The 25868-nt window shown below is 70.6% G+C and carries 2 protein-coding genes; both read left to right on the top strand.

Going from position 1 to position 25868, the window contains the following annotated elements:
• Positions 1–10935: type I polyketide synthase (locus tag ACH492_RS38260; protein WP_398993791.1), on the top strand; the 10935-nt coding region annotated here is incomplete at its 5' end.
• Between the two features lie 46 nt (positions 10936–10981).
• A complete protein-coding gene (locus ACH492_RS38255) occupies positions 10982–25822 on the top strand; it encodes a type I polyketide synthase (RefSeq protein WP_398993789.1) in 14841 nt (4946 codons plus the stop codon).
• Positions 25823–25868: the final 46 nt, after the last annotated feature.

The raw sequence follows: 25868 nt of genomic DNA, 5'->3' as shown, positions 1-25868 counted from the left end.
GGCAGGACGGTGTTTGTCTTTCCGGGTCAGGGGTCTCAGTGGGTGGGGATGGCGGTGGAGTTGTTGGATTCTTCGCCGGTTTTCGCTGCGCGGTTGGCGGAGTGTGAGGGGGCGTTGGGGCGGTTCACCGACTGGTCGTTGACGTCGGTGTTGCGTGGGGTTGAGGGTGCGCCGGGTCTGGATCGGGTGGATGTGGTTCAGCCGGTGTTGTGGGCGGTGATGGTGTCGCTGGCGGAGGTGTGGCGTTCGTACGGCGTGGAGCCTGCCGCGGTGGTGGGGCACAGCCAGGGGGAGATCGCGGCGGCTTGTGTCGCGGGCGGGCTGAGTCTGGAGGACGGGGCTCGGGTTGTGGCGTTGCGCAGCAAGGCCATCCGTTCGCTGTCGGGACAGGGCGGCATGGTGTCGGTGGCGCTGTCCCGGCCCGAGGCGGAGGAGCTGATCGAGCCTTGGCGCGGGCAGATATCGGTGGCGGCGGTCAACGGCCCGTCATCGGTGGTCGTTTCGGGTGATGCGGACGCGTTGGACGAGCTGATCGGCGTATGCAGGCGGAGCAAAGTCCGGGCGCGGCGGGTCGAGGTGGATTACGCGTCGCATTCGGTGCATGTGGAGTCTTTGAGGGATGAGTTGCTGGATGTTCTGGCGCCGGTGTGTCCTCGTTCGGGTGGGGTGCCGTTCTTCTCCACGGTGACGGGCCAGTGGCTGGATACGGCGGAGCTTGATGCCGGGTACTGGTTCACCAATCTGCGCCAGACAGTCCGGTTGGAACCCGCACTCCGCACCCTGCTGGCCGAGGACCACCGGGTGTTCGTCGAGGTCAGCCCGCATCCGGTCCTCACGGTGCCGGTCCAGGAGACGGTCGAGGCCGTCGGCGCGGAAGCGGTCGTGACCGGCACCCTGCGCCGTGATGAGGGCGGCCTTGGGCGGTTCTACACCTCGCTGGGCGACTTGTTCGTCCACGGCGTGGACGTGGACTGGTCCCCGGCGTTCGCCGACCACCGGCCGCGGGTCGTGGATCTGCCCACCTACGCCTTCCAGCGGGAGCGGCACTGGATAAATACCACTGCCGAGCACCCCCGCAAGCCCGCTTCCGACGAGCCCTGTCAGCCGGCCGACGGGAAGACCGACGCCCTCGGAACGCGCCGACCGACACTCGATCTCGTACGGGACAACGCTGCCGCAGTGCTTGGCCACCGGGATCCGTCCGGGATCAACGCCACGTGGACGTTCAAGGATCTGGGCTTCGACTCGGTGACATCCGTGGAACTGCGCAACAGGATGAACCTCGTTCTCTCAATGCAGCTGCCGTCCACCGCGCTGTACAACCATCCCTCACCCGCTCGACTCGCCCACTACATCGACGCGGAGCTCATGGGCGGCACGAACGACGTCGAGCACACGCACCTCCCGGTGACAGACGCCGATGAGCCGATCGCCATCGTCGCGATGACCTGCCGCTACCCCGGCGGCGTACGGTCGCCCGAAGACCTGTGGCAGATCCTGCGGGATCGGGTGGACGCGGTGTCGCCGTTCCCCACCGACCGTGGCTGGGATCTCGACGGGCTGTACGACCCCGACCCCGAACGTTCGGGCACGAGTTACGTACGCGAGGGCGGGTTCCTCGACGCCGCGTCCTTCGACGCCGGATTCTTCGGGATCTCGCCGCGCGAGGCACTTGCCATGGACCCGCAGCAGCGGCTGCTCCTGGAGACCTCCTGGGAGGCGCTCGAACGGGCGGGCATCAACCCGACATCTGTACGTGGCAGCCGCACGGGCGTGTTCGTCGGAGCCATGGCTCAGGAGTACGGCCCCCGCCTCCACCAGGCCGGCAAGAAGGTCGAGGGCCACGTCCTGACCGGAACAACCGCGAGCGTGGCCTCCGGTCGGGTCGCCTACACGCTCGGACTCGAAGGACCGGCCGTCACTGTGGACACGGCGTGCTCCTCGTCCCTGGTGGCGCTGCATCTCGCCGCGCAGGCGCTGCGCGCCGGGGAGTGCACACTCGCGCTGGCCGGTGGGGCTACGGTGATGGCCCGGCCCGGCATGTTCGTGGAGTTCAGCCGTCAGCAGGGGCTCGCGCCGGACGGGCGGTGCAAGCCGTTCGCCGCCGACGCCGATGGAACGGCGTGGGGCGAGGGCGTTGGGATCCTGCTTCTGGAACGCCTGTCGGACGCCCGGCGCAACGGCCACCCGGTACTCGCGCTCATCCGCGGCAGCGCCATCAACCAGGACGGCGCCTCGAACGGTCTCAGCGCCCCCCACGGTCCGTCGCAGCAGCGGGTTATCCGCGCCGCGCTCGCAACTGCCGGTCTGCGGCCGTCCGACGTCGACGCGGTCGAGGCGCACGGTACGGGGACGACGCTCGGCGACCCCATCGAGGCGCAGGCGCTCCTCGCCACGTACGGCAGCGACCGGGACGAGAACCGGCCACTGTGGCTCGGCTCGCTCAAGTCCAACATCGGGCACACGCAAGCCGCCGCCGGTGTCGCCGGTGTCATCAAGATGGTGCTCGCCCTGCGACACGGCGTCCTGCCGGAAACGCTGCACCTCGACGAGCCGTCACCGCACGTGGACTGGTCGGCGGGCACGGTGCGGCTACTCACCGAGCCCCAGCCGTGGGAAGAGGACGGGCATTCGCGACGGGCCGGCATCTCGTCGTTCGGCATCAGCGGCACCAATGCCCATGTGATCGTTGAACAGTCGCCGGCGGAACCGTCGTACGAGGCAACCGGCGACGAGCAGGACGGTGCCCCCCACCGAACGGTCGTGCCCTGGGTGGTGCACGGACGGTCCCCGGACGCGCTGCGTGCGCAGGCGCAGTTGCTTGCCGCCCACCTCGAATCCCGCCCCGATGCGGCACCGTACGAAGTGGCGCACTCCCTCCTTGCGACCCGCGCAGCACTCGAACACCGGGCAGTGCTCGTCGGCGACGACCGGGCCGCGCTGCTCGCGGACCTGCACGCCGTGGCTGACGGCGACCCCCGGTCCGGTACCGCCACCGGATCCGTTCCCACCGACCCCGGGCGGGGAGTGGTGTTTGTCTTTCCGGGTCAGGGGTCTCAGTGGGTGGGGATGGCGGTGGAGTTGTTGGATTCTTCGCCGGTTTTCGCTGCGCGGTTGGCGGAGTGTGAGGGGGCGTTGGGGCGGTTCACCGACTGGTCGTTGACGTCGGTGTTGCGTGGGGTTGAGGGTGCGCCGGGTCTTGACCGGGTGGATGTGGTTCAGCCGGTGTTGTGGGCGGTGATGGTGTCGCTGGCGGAGGTGTGGCGTTCGTATGGGGTGGAGCCTGCCGCGGTGGTGGGGCACAGCCAGGGGGAGATCGCGGCGGCCTGTGTCGCGGGCGGGCTGAGTCTGGAGGACGGGGCTCGGGTTGTGGCGTTGCGCAGCAAGGCCATCCGTTCGCTGTCGGGACAGGGCGGAATGGTGTCGGTGGCGCTGCCCCGGCCCGAAGTGGAGGAGCTGATCGAGTCATGGCACGGACAGATATCGGTAGCGGCGGTCAACAGCCCGTCATCGGTGGTGGTCTCCGGTGATGATGACGTTCTGGGCCGGCTGGTGGAGGAGTGTGAGCGGCGTGGTGTCCGGGCACGGCGGATCGAGGTCGACTACGCCTCGCATTCGGCGCAAATGGAGGCGATCGAGGACACGCTGACCGACGTCCTGACGCCGATCGCCCCGCGGACCTCTTCCGTGCCGCTTTTTTCGACCAGCACCGGGGACTGGCTGGACACGGCGGAGATGGACGCCGGGTACTGGTACGCCAACCTGCGGCGGACCGTCGAGTTCGCCCCCGCCGTCCAAGCACTCGCGGACGCGGGCCACCGGGTGTTCGTGGAGGTCAGCCCGCACCCTGTCCTCACCGTGCCGCTTCAGGAGACCGTCGAGGACGCCGCCGCCGACGTGGTGGTGACCGGAACGCTGCGCCGCGACGACGGTGGGCCGGGTCGGTTGTACACCTCGCTGGGCGAGTTGTACGCACACGGCGTGGACGTGGACTGGGCGCCGGTGTTCGCCGGCCGCCGTCCGCGAGTCGTGGACCTGCCGACGTACGCGTTCCAGCGGCAGCGCTTCTGGCTGGAGCCCGAAGCTGCGGCGGAGGCCGCCTCCCCTGAAGAAGAGGCGTTCTGGGCAGCTGTCGAGAGCCAGGACGGAGAGGCGCTGGCAGGTACCCTCGGGCTTCCCGGCGCCGGGGCGCTGAGTGAGGTGCTCCCTGCGCTCTCGTCGTGGCACAGGGATCGGCGGCAGCGCGGTACGGCGGACGGATGGCGCTACCGCATCGCCTGGCGGCCCCTCCCGGAACCGGCTGTCCGGCAACTCGATGGCACCTGGCTCGTCGTGGTTCCGGCCGGGCACGAGGACGACACGCTGGTCTGCGGCGCCCTCGACGCTCTGGAGGCGGCGGGCACGCGCGCGCAGCCGCTGATTGTGGACGACAGGGCCGGGCTCGCGGACCGGCTGCGCGCCGAGGCCGGACCGTTCACCGGTGTGCTGTCCCTGCTGGCCCTGGACGAACGGCCGGACAGCGAGCACCCCTGCGTTCCCGCCGGCCTCTCGCTCACTCTCGCCCTGGTCCAGGCACTCGGAGACGCGGGGATCGACGCGCCGCTGTGGTGCGTCACCCAGGGTGCGGTCGCCACCGGTATCGCGACCGGTATCGCCACTGGCATCGGCACTGGCATCGGCACGGGCATCGGCACGGGTGAGGACGAGGCGCCTGCGAACCCGGACCAGGCCGGGATCTGGGGACTCGGCCGGGTCGCCGCGCTGGAGCACCCGGAGCGCTGGGGCGGCCTCGTCGACATGCCCAGCCAGGCTGACGGCCGTTCAGCGGCGCTGCTTGCGCAGGTCCTGGCAGCCGGTGACGACGAAGACCAACTCGCCGTCCGGGGTTCTGCCGTGCTCGGGCGTCGACTGGTTCCCGCACCGGTCGCAGGCACAACCCCACGGCGCTCCTGGCGCCCACGCGGCACCGTCCTGGTCACCGGCGGCACGGGGGCACTGGGCGCTCACATCGCCCGCTGGCTCGCATCCAAGGGCGCGGAACATCTCGTCCTCACGGGCCGTCGCGGCGCCGACGTACCCGGTGTGGCCGAACTGAGCGCCGGACTCCGCGACCAGGGAGTCCGCGTCACCGTCGCGGCCTGCGACATCGGCGACCAGCAGGCGGTGGCAGCCCTCGTGCGGCAGATCGAGCACGATGGGGACCCGATTTGCGCCGTCGTGCACGCCGCCGGGGTCAGCGCCCTGGCCACGCTGGCGGACACCGGACCGGAAGACCTCGCGGCGGCACTCGCGGGCAAGGTCTCCGGAGCCGACCACCTGTCCTCGGTACTCGATCCCGGACGACTCGACACCGTCGTCTACTTCTCCTCCATATCCGGCACGTGGGGAGTCGCCGATCACGGGGCGTACGCCGCGGCCAACGCGCTCCTCGACGCCCGCGCGGAACGGGGCCGGGCCGACGGGCTACCGGTGCTGTCGGTCGCCTGGGGCCCCTGGGCGGGCGGCGGCATGATCGCGGAGTCGATCCAGGACGTGCTGCGGCGCCGCGGAGTGCCCGTCATCGCCCCGGAGACAGCGATCACGGCACTCCAGCAGGCGCTGGACCACGACGAGACGACGATCGCGGTCGCCGATGTGGACTGGCAGCGCTTCGACAGCGTCTTCACCTCGGTACGGCGCAGTCGACTGCTCACGGAGATCCCCCAGCTCACGGCGGACGGCGATGGTGAGGGCGAGGAGCGAGGGCCCGTCCTGTCGGTGCTCGCCAAGCGGCTGGCCGGACTTGACGTCCGGCAACGCGCCGCAGCGCTGCTGGCTCTCGTCCGTGAACAGGTCGCCTCCGTGCTCGGGCACGACAAGACGGCCTCGGTGGACCCCCAACGCCCCTTCAAGGAGCTGGGCTTCGACTCCCTGACCGCCGTCGAGCTGCGCAACCGGCTGGGCCGGGCCACTGGCCTGCGGCTGCCCAGGACCGTCGTGTTCGACCATCCGAGCCCGGCCGCTCTCGCCGAGTACGTCGGCGTTCAGACACTCGGCGAGGAGGAAACCGCCGCGAAGCCGGCCGCGGTGCCCACTTCCCCTCCCTCGAGCGATGAACCCATCGCGATCGTGTCCATGGCCTGCCGCTATCCGGGTGATGTGCGGTCGCCCGAGGATCTGTGGCGGCTGGTTCGGGACGGGGTCGACGCCGTGTCCGCGTTTCCCTCCGACCGGGGCTGGGACCTGGACGGCATGTACGACCCCGACCCCGACCGGCCGGGCGGGAGCTACGTCCGGGAGAGCGGCTTCCTGCGTGACGCCGGTGACTTCGACGCCGAGTTCTTCGGGATCTCACCGCGTGAGGCTCTGGCGATGGACCCGCAGCAGCGGTTGCTCCTCGAGACCTCCTGGGAGGTCTTCGAGCGCGCGGGCATCGACCCCAAGTCCCTTCGCGGCAGCGCGACCGGCGTCTACATGGGTGTCACCGACCAGGAGTACGGCAACCGGCTGCGGGCGGCCGACCCCGAGCAGATCGAGGGGTACCTCGCGACAGGGGCGGCCACCAGTGTCGCGTCCGGCCGTGTTTCGTACACGCTCGGGCTGGAAGGGCCGGCGGTGACGGTGGACACCGCATGCTCGTCGTCGCTGGTCGCTCTACACATGGCCGTGCAAGCTCTCCGCTCGGGTGAGTGCTCGCTCGCCGTCGCCGGTGCCGCCATGATCATGGCTGATCCTGGGCCGTTCATCGGGTTCAGCCGTCAGCGGGGGCTCGCGCGGGACGGGCGGTGCAAGCCGTTCGCGGCGGCGGCAGACGGCTTTGCGCTCTCCGAGGGCGTCGGCGTGCTGTTGGTGGAGCGGCTGTCGGATGCCCGGCGCAATGGACACACCGTGCTGGCTGTCGTACGTGGTACGGCGGTCAATCAGGATGGTGCGTCGAATGGTCTGACGGCGCCGAATGGTCCGTCGCAGCAGCGGGTGATCCGGGCGGCGTTGGCGAATGCGGGTCTGTCGGCGGGTGATGTGGATGTGGTGGAGGCGCACGGTACGGGGACGACGCTCGGCGACCCCATCGAGGCGCAGGCGCTGATCGCCACCTACGGCAGCGACCGGGACGAGGACCGGCCCCTGTGGATCGGCTCGCTCAAGTCCAACATCGGGCACACCCAGACCGTCTCCGGTGTGGCGGGTGTGATGAAGATGGTGCTCGCCATGCGGCATGGCGAGCTGCCCGCGACGCTGCATGTGGATGAGCCGTCACCGCACGTGGACTGGTCGGCGGGTGCGGTGGAGTTGTTGACCGAGGCGCGGCCGTGGGAGGAGGAGCCGGGACGTCCGCGGCGTGCCGGTGTCTCGTCCTTCGGCGTGAGTGGGACCAACGCGCATGTGATTGTCGAGCAGGTGGGGTCGACGGAGCATGCTGACGGGGGGGAGTCTGCGCCGTCGTTGGGTGTTGTGGTGCCGTGGGTGGTTTCTGGGTGTTCCCCGGCGGCGTTGGTGTCTCAGGCGGGTCGGTTGGCGTCGTGGGTGGAGGGTGCTGGGCTGTCGCCGGTTGAGGTGGGGCATTCGCTGGTGGCGTCGCGGTCGATGTTCGGGCACCGGGCTGTTGTGGTGGGGGCGCAGGGCGGTGATTTGGTCGCGGGGCTGCGGGCGGTTGCGGATGGGCGTCCTGATCCTGCGGTGACGATCGGCGGTGTATCGGGCTCGGCTGGCAGGACGGTGTTTGTCTTTCCGGGTCAGGGGTCTCAGTGGGTGGGGATGGCGGTGGAGTTGTTGGATTCCTCGCCGGTTTTCGCTGCGCGGTTGGCGGAGTGTGAGGGGGCGTTGGGGCGGTTCACCGACTGGTCGTTGACGTCGGTGTTGCGTGGGGTTGAGAGTGCGCCCGGTCTTGACCGGGTCGATGTGGTCCAGCCGGTGTTGTGGGCGGTGATGGTGTCGCTGGCGGAGGTGTGGCGTTCGTATGGGGTGGAGCCTGCCGCGGTGGTGGGGCACAGCCAGGGGGAGATCGCGGCGGCCTGTGTCGCGGGCGGGCTGAGCCTGGAGGACGGGGCTCGGATTGTGGCGTTGCGCAGCAAGGCCATCCGTTCGCTGTCCGGCGAGGGCGGCATGGTGTCGGTGGCCCTGCCTCAGCCCGAGGTGCAGGAGCTGCTGGGCCAGTGGTCGGGGCGGTTGTCGGTGGCGGCGGTCAACAGCCCGTCATCGGTGGTCGTTTCGGGTGATGCGGACGCGCTGGACGAGTTGATCGCCGCGTGTGAGCAACGAGCCATCCGGGCACGGCGGGTCGAGGTGGATTACGCGTCGCATTCCGTACATGTGGAGTCTCTGAAGGATGAGTTGCTGGATGTTCTGGCGCCGGTGTGTCCCCGTTCGGGTGGGGTGCCGTTCTTCTCCACGGTGACGGGCCAGTGGCTCGATACGGCGGAGCTTGATGCCGGGTACTGGTTCACCAATCTGCGCCAGACAGTCCGGTTGGAACCCGCACTCCGCACCCTGCTGGCCGAGGACCACCGGGTGTTCATCGAGGTCAGCCCGCATCCCGTCCTCACGGTGCCGGTCCAGGAGACCGCCGAGGCCGTCGGCGCGGCAGCGGTCGTGACCGGCACCCTGCGCCGTGATGAGGGCGGCCTTGGGCGGTTCTACACCTCGCTGGGCGACTTGTTCGTGCACGGCGTGGACGTGGACTGGTCCCCGGCGTTCGCCGACCACCGGCCGCGGGTGGTGGATCTGCCCACCTACGCTTTCCAGCACCGGCGTTACTGGCTGGAGTCCGGTCGTCCTTCGGGGGCCGGGGTTGTTGATCCGGTGGATGCGCGGTTCTGGGAGGCCGTGGAGCGCGAGGATCTGGAGGGTCTGGCGGGGACGTTGGGTCTTTCCGACCAGGGGGCGCTGCGTGAGGTGTTGCCGGCGTTGTCGTCGTGGCAGCGGCAGCGGGAGCAGCGGAGCACGGTGGACGCGTGGCGTTACCGCATCGTGTGGCGCCCCCAGCCGGAGCCCGCGCGTACCAGCCTGAACGGCACCTGGCTGATCGTCGTCCCCGCCGGTCACGAGAACGACGACCTCGTACAGGCGACATCCCGCGGCCTCGGCAACCGAGCCCGCCTCATGCCCGTATCCACGTCCACCAGCCGCGCTGAACTGGCGGAACATCTGGCCGCGCTGCACAGTGAAGCCGCCGGCTCCGTCAACGTCGTGTCGCTGCTCGCGCTCGACGACCAGGACGCCGACGGCCACGCGGGGGTCGCCGGTGGTCTGCTCGGCACCATCGCGCTTGCTCAGGCGCTCGCCGACCCAGACCTGAACGCCCGTCTGTGGGGGGTCACTCAGGGCGCAGTCTCCGTCTGCCCGCCCGTGCGGGGACTGGAAACCGACCGGGAGCCCGACCGCCTCCGCAACCCCGCCCAGGCCGCGATCTGGGGTCTGGCCCGCGTCTTCGGCCTCGACCACCGCGATCGGTGGGGTGGCCTGATCGACCTGCCGGGGACCCCGGATGACCACGCGCTGCGCCGCTTCGTATCCCTGCTCAGCGGTGATGGCGGCAGCCAGGACGAGTACGCCGTACGCGCCTCCGGTGTCTACGCCCGGCGCATGGTGCATGCTCCCCTCGATACGGCGGCAAGGGCGGAGCCATGGCAGCCGCGCGGCACGGTTCTCGTCACCGGCGGCACCGGAGCCCTGGGCGCCCACGTGGCGAGGTCGCTCGCCGCCGACGGGGCGGAACACCTCGTACTCGCAAGCAGGCGCGGGCCCGAGGCCCCCGGCGCATCCGAATTGTCTGCCGAGCTGACCGCACTGGGCACGCGCGTCACCGTGACCGCATGCGATGTGACCGATCGCGCCGCAGTGGCCAAGCTGCTGGACTCGCTCTCCGACGAGCCCCCGCTGACCGCCGTCGTGCACACCGCGGGCGTCGTCGGCGAAGCCCGCCCGCTCGCCGAGACCTCCCTCGACGATGCCATGGCTGCCGTACACGCCAAGGTCTCCGGCGCCCTTCACCTCGACGAGCTGCTGGCCGACCACCCGCTGGAGGCCTTCGTCCTGTTCTCCTCCGGCGCCGGAGTGTGGGGCAACGGCGGTCAAGGCCCCTACGCGGCAGCCAACGCCCACCTCGACGCGCTCGCCGAATGGCGCCGGGCCCAGGGCCGGACGGCCACGTCCATCGCCTGGGGAGCCTGGGCGGGAGGCGGCATGGTCGACGAGGCCGTGGCCGAGCAGCTGCGTCGCCGGGGTGTTCCCGCGATGGCTCCTGACCTTGCCGTCCACGCCTTGCGCGAGGCCGTCGAGCACGGGGAGGCCACACTCGTCGTCGCCGACATCCGGTGGGACCGCTTCCTCCCCGCGTACACGGCGAGCGGGCCCCGCCCGCTTCTGGACGAACTGCCGGAGGTAAGGGAACTTCTCGCGGGCCAGGAGGAGAAGGCAGACGCTGCCGACAAGGGATCGGACCTGCCCGGCAGGCTGGCCGCACTTCCGGAGCCCAAGCGCAAGCGCATGCTCCTGGACCTCGTCCGCAGCCACGCCTCCGCAGTGCTCGGTCACTCCTCGACCGACTCGGTCAGGCCCGCGCGGGCCTTCCGCGAGCTGGGCTTCGACTCGCTGACCGGGGTGGAACTGCGCAACCGGCTCAATGCGGCCACCGCGCTGACACTGCCCGCCACGCTTGTCTTCGACCACCCCACACCGACCGCGCTCGCCCAGTACCTGCGGGACGAACTGCTGCTCCCGCAACCGGATGCGGCTCCCGGAACCCTCGTGATCCGCGAGCTGCAACAGGTCGAGAAGGCACTGCGAGGGGCCAACGACGACGCCACTCGGCGGGCACTCACCGAAGGGCTGCGCAGCCTGCTCACCCATTGGGAGGGCGAAGCGCCACCGCAAGCTGAGGCCGTCGACGACGAACTCACGGAAGCGAGCGACGAGGACATGTTCGACCTGATCGACAGGGAACTGGGGATCGGCTGACCCGGTACGTACACCGACCGCAGGTTTCTTGAAGGGCTGACGCTACATGGACAACGAGGACAAGCTCCGCGACTACCTCAAGCGGGTCACCACGGATCTGCGGCAGACCCGCCGCAGGTTGCAGGAGGTGGAGTCGCGGGAGCAGGATCCCATCGCGATCGTCGCCATGGCCTGCCGTCTCCCGGGAGGAGTGAGCTCTCCCGAAGACCTGTGGCGACTGGTGGCCGAACGTACCGATGCCATCGCGGCCATGCCGACCGACCGCGGCTGGGACCTGGACGGCATGTACGACCCGGACCCCGACCGGGCGGGCAGCAGCTATGTACGCGAGGGCGGCTTCCTCTACGACGCCTCGGAGTTCGACGCCGGATTCTTCGGGATCTCGCCGCGTGAGGCCGTGGCGATGGACCCGCAGCAGCGGCTGCTCCTGGAGACCTCCTGGGAGGTCTTCGAACGCGCGGGTATCGACCCGACATCGGTACGCGGCAGCGGAGCCGGTGTCTTCGTCGGATCGAGCAACCAGGGCTACGCCGCTGCCGCCGACGGGAACACCGCGCCGGAGGGCGTCGAGGGCCATCTGCTGACGGGCGGATCGGCGGCTGTGCTCTCCGGACGGCTTGCGTACAGCTTCGGTCTCGAGGGGCCGGCGGTCACTGTCGACACCATGTGCTCGTCGTCCCTGGTCGCCCTGCATCTGGCTGTCCAGGCGCTGCGGCACGGAGAGTGCTCCATGGCGCTCGCGTGCGGGGCCACCGTCATGTCCTCGTTGCGGAACTTCGTGGAGTTCAGCCGTCAACGAGGGCTGGCAAAGGACGGGCGGTGCAAGCCGTTCTCGGCCGCCGCCGACGGCACCGGGTGGGGTGAAGGCGTCGGCGTGCTGCTGCTGGAACGGCTGTCGGACGCCCGCCGTAGTGGCCACCAAGTGCTCGCGGTGATCCGTGGCAGCGCCACCAATCAGGATGGTGCGTCGAATGGTCTGACGGCGCCGAATGGTCCGTCGCAGCAGCGGGTGATCCGGGCGGCGTTGGCGAATGCGGGTCTGTCGGCGGGTGATGTGGATGTGGTGGAGGCGCACGGTACGGGGACGACGCTGGGCGATCCGATTGAGGCGCAGGCGCTGATCGCCACGTACGGGCAGGAGCGGGACGAGGACCGGCCGCTGTGGATCGGCTCGCTCAAGTCCAACATCGGGCATGCACAGGCCGCTTCCGGCATCGCCGGAGTGATGAAGATGGTGCAGGCGCTGCGCCACGGCGTGCTGCCGGCGACGCTGCACGTGGATGAGCCGTCACCGCATGTGGACTGGTCGACGGGGAACGTCCGCCTGTTGACGGACGAGGTGTTGTGGCCCGAGACGGGCGCGCCGAGGCGGGCGGGCGTGTCGTCGTTCGGCGGCAGCGGGACCAATGCGCACGTCCTGATCGAACAGGCGCCGGGGGCGGAACCTGCCGACGAGGAGCCCGAGGAGGGTAACTCCGAAGAAGAGGCGGCGGCCCCGGTCGCGCTACCGTGGGTGGTTTCCGGGCGTTCCCCGGCGGCGTTGCAGGAGCAGGCGGGTCGGTTGGCGTCGTGGGTGGAGGGCGCTGGGCTGTCGGCGGCGGATGTGGGGCATTCGCTGGTGGTGTCGCGTGCGGGTCTTGAGCACCGGGCTGTGGTGGTCGGCGGTGACCGGGGGGCGTTGGTTGCCGGACTGCGTGGGTTGGCTGACGGTGAGATGCCTGCGGGTGCTGTCTGTGGGGATGTAGAGGCTCTGGAGGGGGATGCCGATGTGGTGTTTGTCTTTCCGGGTCAGGGGTCTCAGTGGGTGGGGATGGCGGTGGAGTTGTTGGATTCCTCGCCGGTTTTCGCTGCGCGGTTGGCGGAGTGTGAGGGGGCGTTGGGGCGGTTCACCGACTGGTCGTTGACGTCGGTGTTGCGTGGGGTTGAGAGTGCGCCCGGTCTTGACCGGGTGGATGTGGTTCAGCCGGTGTTGTGGGCGGTGATGGTGTCGCTGGCGGAGGTGTGGCGTTCGTATGGGGTGGAGCCTGCCGCGGTGGTGGGGCACAGCCAGGGGGAGATCGCGGCGGCCTGTGTCGCGGGGGGACTGAGTCTGGAGGACGGGGCTCGGATTGTGGCGTTGCGCAGCAAGGCCATCCGTTCGCTGTCCGGCGAGGGCGGCATGGTGTCGGTGGCCCTGCCTCAGCCCGAGGTGCAGGAGCTGCTGGGCCAGTGGTCGGGGCGGTTGTCGGTGGCGGCGGTCAACAGCCCGTCATCGGTGGTCGTTTCGGGTGATGCGGACGCGCTGGACGAGTTGATCGCCGCGTGTGAGCAACGAGCCATCCGGGCACGGCGGGTCGAGGTGGATTACGCGTCGCATTCGGTGCATGTGGAGTCTTTGAGGGATGAGTTGCTGGATGTTCTGGCGCCGGTGTGTCCTCGTTCGGGTGGGGTGCCGTTCTTCTCCACGGTGACGGGCCAGTGGCTCGATACGGCGGAGCTTGATGCCGGGTACTGGTTCACCAATCTGCGCCAGACAGTCCGGTTGGAACCCGCACTCCGCACCCTGCTGGCCGAGGACCACCGGGTGTTCATCGAGGTCAGCCCGCATCCGGTCCTCACGGTGCCGGTCCAGGAGACCGTCGAGGCCGTCGGCGCGGCAGCGGTCGTGACCGGCACCCTGCGCCGTGATGAGGGCGGCCTTGGGCGGTTCTACACCTCGCTGGGCGACTTGTTCGTGCACGGCGTGGACGTGGACTGGTCCCCGGCGTTCGCCGACCACCGGCCGCGGGTCGTGGATCTGCCCACCTACGCCTTCCAGCACCGGCGTTACTGGCTGGAGTCCGGTCGTCCTTCGGGGGCCGGGGTTGTTGATCCGGTGGATGCGCGGTTCTGGGAGGCCGTGGAGCGCGAGGATCTGGAGGGTCTGGCGGGGACGTTGGGTCTTTCCGACCAGGGGGCGCTGCGTGAGGTGTTGCCGGCGTTGTCGTCGTGGCGGCGGCAGCGGGAGCAGCGGAGCACGGTGGACGCGTGGCGTTACCGCATCGTGTGGCGCCCCCAGCCGGAGCCGGAGCAGAGGGTGTTGGAGGGGACCTGGCTGATCGTCGTCCCCGCCGGTCAGGAGAACGACGACCTCGTACGGTCCACGCTCAAGACCATTCGGGACAGCGGGGCCGAAGCCGTACCTCTTGTCCTCCAGGGCTCGCGGAACGATCGCCGAGTCGTGGCTGACCAGTTGCGCGAGTCCATCACGGCAGGCGTCCCCGGTGGCGTCATCTCGCTCCTCGCCCTTGATGAGCGACCCCTGCCCGAGCGCCCCGAGGTCACCGTAGGACTCATCCAGTCCGTCGCCCTGATGCAGGCGCTCCTCGACGCAGCAGTCGAGGCTCCGCTGTGGCTGCTCACCACCGAGTCCGCTGACACGGGTTCATCCGACGACGACGCGGTGCGACACCCCCTCCAAGCGGCGGTCTGGGGCCTCGGCCGGGTGTTCGCCCTGGAGCACCCCAAGCAGTGGGGCGGTCTTGTCGACCTGCCCGCCGAGTTGGACGACCGGGGTACGGCTTTGCTGTCCGGGATCCTCGCGACGGGCGGTGACGAGGACCAGCTCGCCGTCCGCGGCGCCGGACTGTTCGCCCGCCGCCTGACCCGTGCCCCGCTGGACAGAGAGCCGGGCGTGCCGTGGCGTACGAGCGGAACAGCCCTGGTCACTGGCGGTACAGGTGGCCTCGGTGCGCACACCGCCCGACTGCTCGCCCGTAGTGGCGCCGAGCACCTCTTGCTGACCAGCCGGCGCGGCCTCGACGCCCCGGGTGCGGTCGAGTTGCGTGACGAGCTGATGGCACTGGGCGTCGGAGTCACCATCGCCGCCTGTGATGTGACGGACGCCGACGCGCTCGCCGGGCTGGTCGCGCAGGTCGAGGCCGACGGTCCGCCCATCCGGTCCGTCGTGCACACTGCCGGGGTCGGCCTTCTCGTGCCACTCGTCGACACCACGCTCGAAGAGTTCGCCGAGGGGGCCCGCGCCAAGCTGCTCGGCGCCCGCAACCTCGACGCCCTGTTCGACCGCGACGGCCTTGACGCCTTCGTGCTGTACTCGTCCGTCGCCGGTACGTGGGGCAGTGGTGACCACGGCGCGTACGCCGCGTCGAATGCCTATGTCGACGCGCTCGCCGCTCACCGCCGCGCACGTGGTCTGGCGGGGACATCGATCGCGTGGGGCATCTGGAGCCCGGAGGGCGGCGGTATGGCCGTCGATGTGGTGCGGGACCAACTGCGCTGGCGCGGCATCCCGTTCATGTCGCCCCACCTGGCCGCTCTTGGGCTTCAGCAGGCGCTCGACCACGATGAGACGTTCCTCGCCGTGGCGGACATCGACTGGGAACGTTTCGTCCCCGTCTTCACCGCCGCGCATCCCCGCCCGCTGCTGCACGAGGTGCCGGAAGTGCTGCGGGCGCTCGAAGCCGACGAGGCCGACACGGGGGTTGCCGAGAGTACTTCCGCGTCGCTCCGATCCCAGCTCGTCGAGCTGGCTCCGACGGAACGCGAGCGGCTGCTGTCCGACCTCGTACGCAAGCAGGTCGCCGCCGTGCTCGGCCACGCGGACACGGCGGAGATCGCGGTCGGCCGTGCCTTCCGCGAGCTGGGCTTCGACTCCCTCACCGCGGTTGAGCTGCGCAACCGGCTCAACGCGGCAACCGGAGTGAGGCTCCTCGCCACCGTTGTCTTCGACTACCCGAGCGTGAAGTCGCTTGCCGGGCATCTGGAGACCACGCTCGTCGGCGAGAGCGGCGCTCTGTCCGCACCGGCTGCCCCCGCGCTTGTCACTGCCGGCGCTCCGGCCGATGACGACCCCATCGCGATCGTATCCATGGCCTGCCGCTATCCGGGTGATGTGCGGTCGCCCGAGGATCTGTGGCGGCTGGTTCGGGACGGGGTCGACGCCGTGTCCGCGTTTCCCTCCGACCGGGGCTGGGACCTGGACGGCATGTATGACCCGGACCCCGACCGCACAGGCACGTGCTACGCCCGCGAGGGCGGGTTCCTCGACGCAGCCGGTGACTTCGATCCCGAGTTCTTCGGGATCTCGCCACGCGAGGCTCTGGCGATGGACCCGCAGCAGCGGTTGCTCCTGGAGACCTCCTGGGAGGTCTTGGAGCGTGCGGGTATCGACCCCCGGACGCTGCGGGGCACCCAGACCGGTGTGTTCTTCGGGGCGGCCTACCAGGGGTATGGCAACGTGGAAGCACCCGAGGGGCTGGAGGGGCACCTCATCACCGGCACGGTGACGAGCATCGCCTCCGGTCGTGTCTCGTACACGCTCGGGCTGGAAGGGCCCGCGGTGACACTGGACACGGGCTGCTCGTCTTCACTGGTGTCGCTGCATCTGGCCATACAGGCGCTTCGCTCGGGGGAGTGCTCCTTGGCGATCGCCGGGGCTGCGGCTGTGATGAGCGAACCGATCGGGCTGGTGGGCTTCAGCCGTCAGCGGGGGCTCGCGCGGGACGGGCGGTGCAAGCCGTTCGCAGCGGCGGCCGACGGAATGGGCATGGCCGAGGGCGTCGGCGTGCTGTTGGTGGAGCGGCTGTCGGATGCCCGGCGCAATGGACACACCGTGCTGGCTGTCGTACGTGGTACGGCGGTCAATCAGGATGGTGCGTCGAATGGTCTGACGGCGCCGAATGGTCCGTCGCAGCAGCGGGTGATCCGGGCGGCGTTGGCGAATGCGGGTCTGTCGGCGGGTGATGTGGATGTGGTGGAGGCGCACGGTACGGGGACGACGCTCGGCGACCCCATCGAGGCGCAGGCGCTGATCGCCACCTACGGCAGCGACCGGGACGAGGACCGGCCCCTGTGGATCGGCTCCGTCAAGTCGAACATCGGGCACACTCAGGCGGCGTCGGGTGTGGCGGGTGTGATGAAGATGGTGCTCGCCATGCGGCATGGCGAGCTGCCCGCGACGCTGCATGTGGATGAGCCGTCACCGCACGTGGACTGGTCGGCGGGTGCGGTGGAGTTGTTGACCGAGGCGCGGCCGTGGGAGGAGGAGCCGGGACGTCCGCGGCGTGCCGGTGTCTCGTCCTTCGGCGTGAGTGGGACCAACGCGCATGTGATTGTCGAGCAGGTGGGGTCGACGGAGCAGGCTGACGGGGGGGAGTCTGCGCCGTCGTTGGGTGTTGTGGTGCCGTGGGTGGTTTCTGGGCGCTCCCCGGCGGCGTTGGTGTCTCAGGCGGGTCGGTTGGCGTCGTGGGTGGAGGGTGCTGGGCTGTCGCCGGTTGAGGTGGGGCATTCGCTGGTGGCGTCGCGGTCGGTGTTCGGGCACCGGGCCGTTGTGGTGGGGTCGGAGAGCGGCGAACTGACTGCCGGGCTGCGGTCGGTGACCTCACCAGGTGCGGTGACCGATCCGGGCAGGACGGTGTTTGTCTTTCCGGGTCAGGGGTCTCAGTGGGTGGGGATGGCGGTGGAGTTGTTGGATTCTTCGCCGGTTTTCGCTGCGCGGTTGGCGGAGTGTGAGGGGGCGTTGGGGCGGTTCACCGACTGGTCGTTGACGTCGGTGTTGCGTGGGGTTGAGGGTGCGCCGGGTCTTGACCGGGTGGATGTGGTTCAGCCGGTGTTGTGGGCGGTGATGGTGTCGCTGGCGGAGGTGTGGCGTTCGTATGGGGTGGAGCCTGCCGCGGTGGTGGGGCACAGCCAGGGGGAGATCGCGGCGGCCTGTGTCGCGGGCGGGCTGAGCCTGGAGGACGGGGCTCGGGTCGTGGCGTTGCGCAGCAAGGCCATCCGTTCGCTGTCCGGCGAGGGCGGCATGGTGTCGGTGGCCCTGCCTCAGCCCGAGGTGCAGGAGCTGCTGGGCCAGTGGTCGGGGCGGTTGTCGGTGGCGGCGGTCAACAGCCCGTCATCGGTGGTCGTTTCGGGTGATGCGGACGCGCTGGACGAGTTGATCGCCGCGTGTGAGCAACGAGCCATCCGGGCACGGCGGGTCGAGGTGGATTACGCGTCGCATTCGGTGCATGTGGAGTCTTTGAGGGATGAGTTGCTGGATGTTCTGGCGCCGGTGTGTCCTCGTTCGGGTGGGGTGCCGTTCTTCTCCACGGTGACGGGGGACTGGCTGGATACGGCGGAGCTTGATGCCGGGTACTGGTTCACCAATCTGCGGCAGACAGTCCGGTTGGAGCCCGCGGTCCGGGGGCTTCTGGCCGAGGACCACCGGGTGTTCATCGAGGTCAGCCCGCATCCCGTCCTCACGGTGCCGGTCCAGGAGACGGTCGAGGCCGTCGGCGCGGCAGCGGTCGTGACCGGCACTCTGCGCCGTGATGAGGGCGGCCTTGGGCGGTTCTACACCTCGCTGGGCGACTTGTTCGTGCAGGGTGTGGAGGTGGACTGGTCCCCGGCGTTCGCCGACCACCGGCCGCGGGTGGTGGATCTGCCCACCTACGCTTTCCAGCACCGGCGTTACTGGCTGGAGTCACGCAAGTCCACGGCCGAGACGGCCGCTTCGGGACTCGTCGACGCCGGATTCTGGGACACCGTCGAACGCGAGGACCTGGAGGGTCTGGCAGGGACGTTGGGCCTGTCCGACCGGCGCGCGCTGCGTGAGCTCCTGCCCGCGCTCTCGCTGTGGCGCAGACAGCAGCAGCAACGGAGCACGGTCGACGGATGGCGGTACTCCATTGCGTGGCGCCCCCAGCCGGAGCCCGCGCGTACCAGCCTGGACGGCACCTGGCTGGTCGTCGTCCCCGAAGGCCACCAGGACGCCCACCTCGTCCAGGACGCCGTCCGCGCGCTCCGGTCGGGCGCCGCGCGCACCAGGACCCTGATCGTCGGCACAGCGGACTCCGACCGGGAATGGCTCGCCACCCGGCTGCGGGCCGAGGCCGAGACGGCCGAGACGGCCGACACGATCACCGGAGTGCTGTCCCTCGTGGCACTGGAGGAGCAGCCGTGGACCGCCACGGACTCGCTTCCCGCAGGTCTGGTCCTGATGACGTCACTTCTGCAGGCTCTCGGTGACGCCGGGATCGACGCCCCGCTGTGGTGCGCGACCCGTGGTGCGGTGTCGGTCAACCGTGCCGATGCCCTCGACCACCCGATGCAGGCGATGGCGTGGGGGCTCGGCAGGATCGCGGCCTTCGAGTACCCGCAGCGGTGGGGCGGCCTCGTCGACCTGCCGAGCGAGCTGGACGAACGGGCCGGCCGACGGTTGGTCGCGCTGCTTGCGCAGGACCTGGGCGAGGACCAAGTGGCGTTGCGTGCTTCCGGGGTCTTCGCCCGCAGGATGCTGCGGTCGCTCACGGGAGACCGGCCGGCCGGCGACGGCTGGCGACCCCACGGCACCGTCCTGGTCACCGGTGGCACGGGCGCACTGGGCGGGCACGTCGCCCGCTGGCTCGCCCGCAACGGCGCCGAGCATCTCGTGCTCGTCAGCCGTCGAGGCTCCGCGGCGCCGGACGCCTCTGTGCTGGTCGGGGAACTGGCGGAACTCGGCTCGAGTGCCACCGTGGTGGCGTGCGACGTCGCCGACCGCGCGGCGGTGGAGGCGCTCGTCGGGAGTCTGCCCGAGGACCAGCCGCTCACGGCTGTGGTGCACACCGCCGGAGTCATCGATGACGGTGTGATCGACATGCTCACCCCGGACCGGGCCCAGGGCGTACTGGGGCCGAAGGCGGGTGCCGCGCTCGCGCTGCACGAGGCGACACGGCACCTGGACCTGTCCGCGTTCGTCCTGTTCTCCTCCATGGCGGGCACGCTCGGCGGCCCCGGACAGGGCAGTTACGCGGCGGCGAACGCGTACCTGGACGCGCTCGCCCTTCAGCGCCGCGACGAGGGTCTTCCCGCGACCTCGATCGCCTGGGGCGCCTGGAGCGGCGGCGGCATGGTGGACGAGGAGCTGGCACAGCGGCTCCGCCGTGACGGGGTGCCGCCGATGGATCCCGACCTGGCCATCGCCGCCCTGCAGACCGCCCTGGACGAAGACGAGACGTTCCTGATCGTCGCGGACGTCGACTGGCAAAAGGCCACAGCCCGGCTGGTGGCCGCCCTGCGCGAGCTGCCCGAGGCCCAGGCTACGGACAGCGGCGGGACCAAGGAGGCTGCTGTGCGGGACGACGCACCGCCGTTCGTCGTCCGCCTGCGCGAACTGTCGCCCACCGAGCGCCGTGCGGCGCTGCTGGACGACGTACGGAAGGCGGCCGCCGCCGTACTCGGTTACGACCGGCCTGACGCGATCCCCGCCGACAGGGCGTTCCGCGAACTGGGCTACGACTCGCTCACCGCCGTGGAGTTGCGCAACCGGCTCTCCGAGGCAACCTGGCTCCGGCTGCCCGTCACGCTGGTCTTCGACCATCCGACGGCGGACGCGCTCACGGCGTTCTTGTATGACGGGCTCTTCGGGACGACGCCAGAGATCGTGGATCCGACCGCACCTGTCGTATCGATGGACGACGATCCGGTCGTCATCGTCGGGATGAGCTGCCGCTATCCGGGGAAGGCCGACTCGCCCGAGGAGCTGTGGCGGCTGCTCGACGAGGGCACCGATGCCATCTCGGGCTTCCCCACCAACCGGGGCTGGGACATCGAGCGGCTCTACGACCCGGACCCGGACAAGCCCGGCACCTTCTACGCTCGCGACGGCGGGTTCCTCTACGACGCGGACCACTTCGATCCAGCGTTCTTCGGGATCTCGCCGCGCGAGGCGGTCGCGATCGATCCCCAGCAGCGGCTCCTTCTGGAAACCTCCTGGGAGGCGATCGAACGGGCGGGGATCGACCCGGTCATGCTCCGCGGCACCGAGGCCGGGGTCTTCGTCGGTTCGAACTACAACGACTACGGTTCCCGGGCGCACACGGCGCCGGAAGGCCTGGAGGGATATCTGGCCACGGGCAGCGCGAGCAGCGTCGCCTCCGGCCGTATCGCGTACACCTTCGGGCTGGAGGGACCGGCCGTCACGGTGGACACAGCGTGCTCGTCGTCGCTGGTCGCGCTGCATCTGGCGACCCAGGCCCTGCGGTCCGGCGAGTGCACGCTCGCACTGGCGGCCGGCGTGACGGTGATCTCGACCCCCCAGACCTTCATCGAGTTCAGCAGGCAGCGGGCGCTTGCCCCCGACGGGCGCTGCAAGGCGTTCTCGGCGGACGCCGACGGCGCCGGCTGGGCCGAGGGTGTCGGCGTCGTCCTGCTGGAGCGGCTGTCCGAGGCACGCAGGCTCGGACACACGGTGCTGGCCGTCGTCAAGGGCACGGCCGTCAACCAGGACGGCGCGTCCAACGGCCTGACGGCACCCAACGGGCCGTCCCAACAGCGCGTCATCCGGCAGGCATTGGCCAACGCGGGCCTGTCCACATGGGACGTCGACGTCGTCGAGGCGCACGGTACCGGCACGCGGCTCGGCGACCCGATCGAGGCCCAGGCGATCATCGCCACCTATGGTCAAGGACGGCCCGAGGACCGCCCGTTGTGGCTCGGCGCGATCAAGTCGAACATCGGGCACACCCAGGCGGCGGCCGGTGTCGCAGGGGTGATCAAGATGGTGCAGGCCTTGCAGCACGGCGTGCTCCCGCGCACGCTCCACGCCGAGCAGCCGTCACCGCACATCGACTGGCCGGCGGGGAATGTGCGGCTGCTGAACGAGCGGCAGCAGTGGCCGTCGGGCAACGGCCCGCGCAGAGCCGGGGTCTCCGCCTTCGGTATCAGCGGTACGAACGCGCATGTGATCCTCGAGGAGCCGGAGCCGGATGTCACCGAGTCCGGCGGGACGCCGCAGCGCTGTACTCCGGAGCGGTCCGCCTCGGCAACCGTCGTCCCCTGGCTGTTGTCCGCGCGCGGTGCCACTGCGCTGCGGGCACAGGCCCAGCGGCTGTTGGAGCACATCACGCACAACGAGGGGCTCGCGCCTGCCGACATAGCGATGTCCCTGGCCACCTCGCGCGCCGGGTTCGAGGACCGGGCAGCGATCCTCGGTACGGGTTTTGCCGAACTGACCGACGCGCTCGGGGCGTTCGCCGAAGGCCACGAGCACCCGCGGGTCTCCGTGGACCGCGCCCGCCCCGGCAAGCTGGCCTTCCTCTTCCCCGGGCAGGGATCACAGCGAGCGGAGACCGGCCGGAGCCTCTACGCGACCTTCGACGCCTTCGCCGACGCTCTTGACGCGGCCTGCGCGCACCTTGACACCCACCTCGACCGGCCGCTGCGCGATGTGCTGTTCGCCGAGCCCGGTACGCCCGAGGCGGACCTGCTCGACCGGACCGTGTACACCCAGGCCGGTCTCTTCGCCCTCGGAGTCGCCCTGTTCCGGCTGCTCGAAAGCTACGGGGTGCGTCCGGACGTGCTGCTCGGCCACTCGATCGGCGAACTCGCCGCGGCGCATGTCGCGGGGGTGCTGTCCCTGGACGACGCCTGCCGCCTGGTCGCCGCACGCGGCCGGCTGATGCAGGCCCTGCCGGCCGGCGGCGCCATGGTGTCCGTGCAGGCCGCCGAGGAGGACGTGCTGCCGCTCCTCGAACCGTACGAGGGCGGGGTGGTGATCGCGGCCCTCAACGGACCGGCCGCCACCGTCATCAGCGGGGACGAGGACGCCGTCACCGAGGTCGCCGGCCAACTGGCCGCCGCGGGACACAGGACCAAGCGTCTGCGCGTCAGCCACGCCTTCCACTCGGCCCACATGGACGCGATGCTCGACGAGTTCGCGGCCGTCGCAGCCGAGTTGAGCTACGAGCCGCCGACCGTGCCGGTCATTTCCAACGTCACGGGACGCCAGGCCACCACGGACGAGCTGTGCAGCCCCGACTACTGGGTGCGCCACGTGCGTCAGGCCGTCCGGTTCCACGACGGGACCCGGACCCTGGAAGAGATGGGTGCGACGACATTCGTGGAGCTCGGCTCCGGGGTGCTCACGGCCATGGCGGACGAGTGCCTGACAGCGGACGGGGTCGCGCTCGTCGCCCTGCTGCGCCGCGACCAGGGCGAGCCGGAGTCGGTCACCACGGCGCTGGCCCATCTGCATCTGCGGGACCACGGCCCTGACTGGGACGCCTATTTCGAGCACTCGGGCGCCCGGCGCGTGCTGCTGCCGACGTACCCGTTCCAGCGGCAGCGGTACTGGCTGGAGGCCGCCGCGAACCTGGAGGACATGTTCGCCGCGGGACTGGAAGCGGCGGGCCATCCGCTGCTCGGGGCCGCCGTGCCGCTCGCCGGTTCCGACGGCGCCCTGTTCAACGGATTGCTCTCCGTAGGGCGCCAGCCGTGGCTGGCCGACCACGCTGTGGACGGCACGCTGCTCTTCCCCGGCACGGGTTTCCTGGAGCTGGCGCTGCAGGCATGCGAACGGATCGGCGCCGGCCACGTCGAAGAGTTCACGATCGAGGCCCCGCTCGTGCTGCCGGAGGACGGCACGGTACAGCTTCAACTCACCGTCGGTGACGCAGACGAGTCGGGCCGACGCACGGTCAGCGTGCACTCGCGACCCGCGACACGCGCGGACCAGGAGGACACCCCCTGGACCCGGCACGCCGACGGCACCCTGGCCGAGGGCCCGCCCGCGGCCCAGGCCCTCGCCGACCTCAGCGCCTGGCCCCCGCGGGGCGCGGACCCGGTCGACGTATCGCACCTCTACGAGCGGACGGCCGCGAACGGCTTCGCCTACGGACCGGCCTTCCGCGGCCTGCGCGCCGCCTGGCGCAAGGGCGACGAGGTGTTCGCCGAAGTGACACTGCCCCAGCAGCACCATGACGCGGGCTTCGTCCTGCACCCGGCGCTGCTGGACGCCGCTCTGCACACGGTCGCGCTTGCCGCACCCGACACGGAACGCGCCGTGCTGCCGTTCAGCTTCCGGCAGGTCACCGCGGCGCCGGCCGTGAGCCCGGACACCCTGCGGGTCCACCTCGTCCGGCAGCAAGAGGACACCTTCGGCGTGCAGCTGGCGGACGCGTCGGGTGCCTGGCTCGCCGCGATACCGGCGCTCGTACTGCGGCCGGTCGACCCCGCGGTGCTGGCCGCCGCCGGACCGAAATCCGACAGCCTGTACCGGATGGAGTGGGAGGAACTGCCGCTGGCCGGCAGCGCGCGCGAGCCGTACGCGGTGGTCGGCATCGGTGCCGTACCGCACGCGCCCGACGCCGACGGCGGCCGGTACGAGGACCTGGCCGAACTGACCGCGGCCGTCACCGCCGGGGCCCCGGTGCCCGCAACGGTGCTCGTCAACTGCCCGCAGGCCCAGGGCGACACCGCCAAAGCCACCCGCCAGGCCGTGCACCACGGACTGGACGTCGCCAAGGCATGGCTTCAGGACGACAGATTCAGCGGGTCGCGGCTCGTGATGTGCACCCACAACGCCGTGGCGACCAGGACCGGCGCCGCTGTGCCCGGGCTGCCGCAGTCCGCCGTCTGGGGCCTGATCCGCACCGCCAGGGCCGAGAACCCGGGCCGTTTCGCTCTCCTCGACCACGACGGAACGGCCCAGTCCGTCGCCTCGCTGTCCGCCGCCCTGGCGACCGGTGAACCCGAGATCGCTCTGCGTGAGGGGGCGGCCAGTGTGCCGCGCCTGGTACGGGCCCCGGCGGCCGAGCCGTTCGGGGGCCTCGGTGCGGCCGGCGCCGGAGGCACGGTGCTCATCACCGGGGCCAGTGGCGTGCTCGGCCGCCTCGTCGCCCGTCACCTGGTAACGGCGCACGGCGTGCGGAACCTACTGCTCGCCAGCCGCAGAGGGCCACGGGCCGCAGGGATGCGCGAACTGGAGAAGGAACTGAGCGAACTGGGCGCGAACGTCGAACTCGCCGCCTGCGACGTCGCCGACCGGGCCGAGACCGCCCGGCTGCTGGCCTCCGTATCCCCCGAGAGTCCGCTCACCGCCGTGGTCCACACCGCGGGCGTCCTCGACGACGGCGTCATCGGCTCTCTGACCGCGGAGCGCATGGACGCGGTGCTGCGTGCCAAGGCCGACGCCGTACTCCACCTGGACGAGCTGACGCGCGACCTCGACCTGGAGGCTTTCGTCCTGTTCTCCTCTCTCGCCGGTACCTTCGGCGGGGTCGGCCAGGGCAACTACGCGGCGGCCAATGCCTTCCTCGACGCTTTCGCCCACGCCAGGCGGGCGGCGGGCCGGCCCGCCGTGTCCCTTGCCTGGGGCCTGTGGGCCGAGCGCAGCGGCATGACCACCAAACTGGACGAGGCCGACCTCCACCGGATGGCCAGGGGCGGCGTTCGCCCCATGCCGTCGGACCAGGCACTGGCCCTGCTCGATGCCGCGCTCGCCACGGGCGAGCCGTTCCTTGCCCCGGCCAGGCTCGACATGGCGGCGCTGCGTGCCGCTGCCGGAGACGTTCCGCATCTGCTGCGGTCACTGGCGCGGAAACTGCCCCGGTCCTCCGCCGGCCGTCCTGCCCCCGCCGCGGAAGCCGAGCAGCTCGGCACCCGGCTCGCCGGGCTGCCGCAAGCAGACCGGCGCCAGACGGTGCTCGATGCCGTCCTGAGCCAGGCCGCTCTGGTCCTGGGGCATGCCTCGGCCGACGCTGTCGACCCCGACCGCGGCTTCCTGGAGCTGGGCTTCGACTCGCTGACCGCGGTCGAGCTGCGCAATCGGCTCGGCACCGTGACCGGGACCAGGCTGCCCGCGACTCTCCTGTTCGACTACCCGGAACCCACCGGACTGGCCGACCACTTGCTCGGCAGGCTGGCACCCGCGGTGGAGGAGCAGTTGGGCAACGGCTCGGTGCTCGACCGGCTCGACGCGTGGGAGGCGCAGATCGAACCGATCATGGACGACACGGAGGCCAGGGCGTCGCTGCGCAGTCGGCTGCAGGGGCTCATGGCCCGGCTCGACAGCCTGTCAGAAGATCAGGATCCGGGGCTGGAGAGCAGGCTGGAGAAGGCGTCGGACGACGAGCTGTTCGACTTCATCGAGAACGAGCTCGGCGGGTCGTGACGGCCTGACCGGGGAACGGAACGGCCCCGCGCGAAGGGGCCGTTCA

It is taken from the genome of Streptomyces sp. NPDC019443 (assembly GCF_044389785.1).
Taxonomy (GTDB): Bacteria; Actinomycetota; Actinomycetes; order Streptomycetales; family Streptomycetaceae; genus Streptomyces.
Note: the sequence above shows the minus strand (reverse complement) of the source record. Positions and strands in the feature narration are given on the sequence as shown.

Excerpts from the sequence above, each read along its gene's own strand:
- ACH492_RS38255 (WP_398993789.1), top strand. The coding sequence starts at position 10,982 with ATGGACAACGAGGACAAGCTCCGCGACTACCTCAAGCGGGTCACCACG.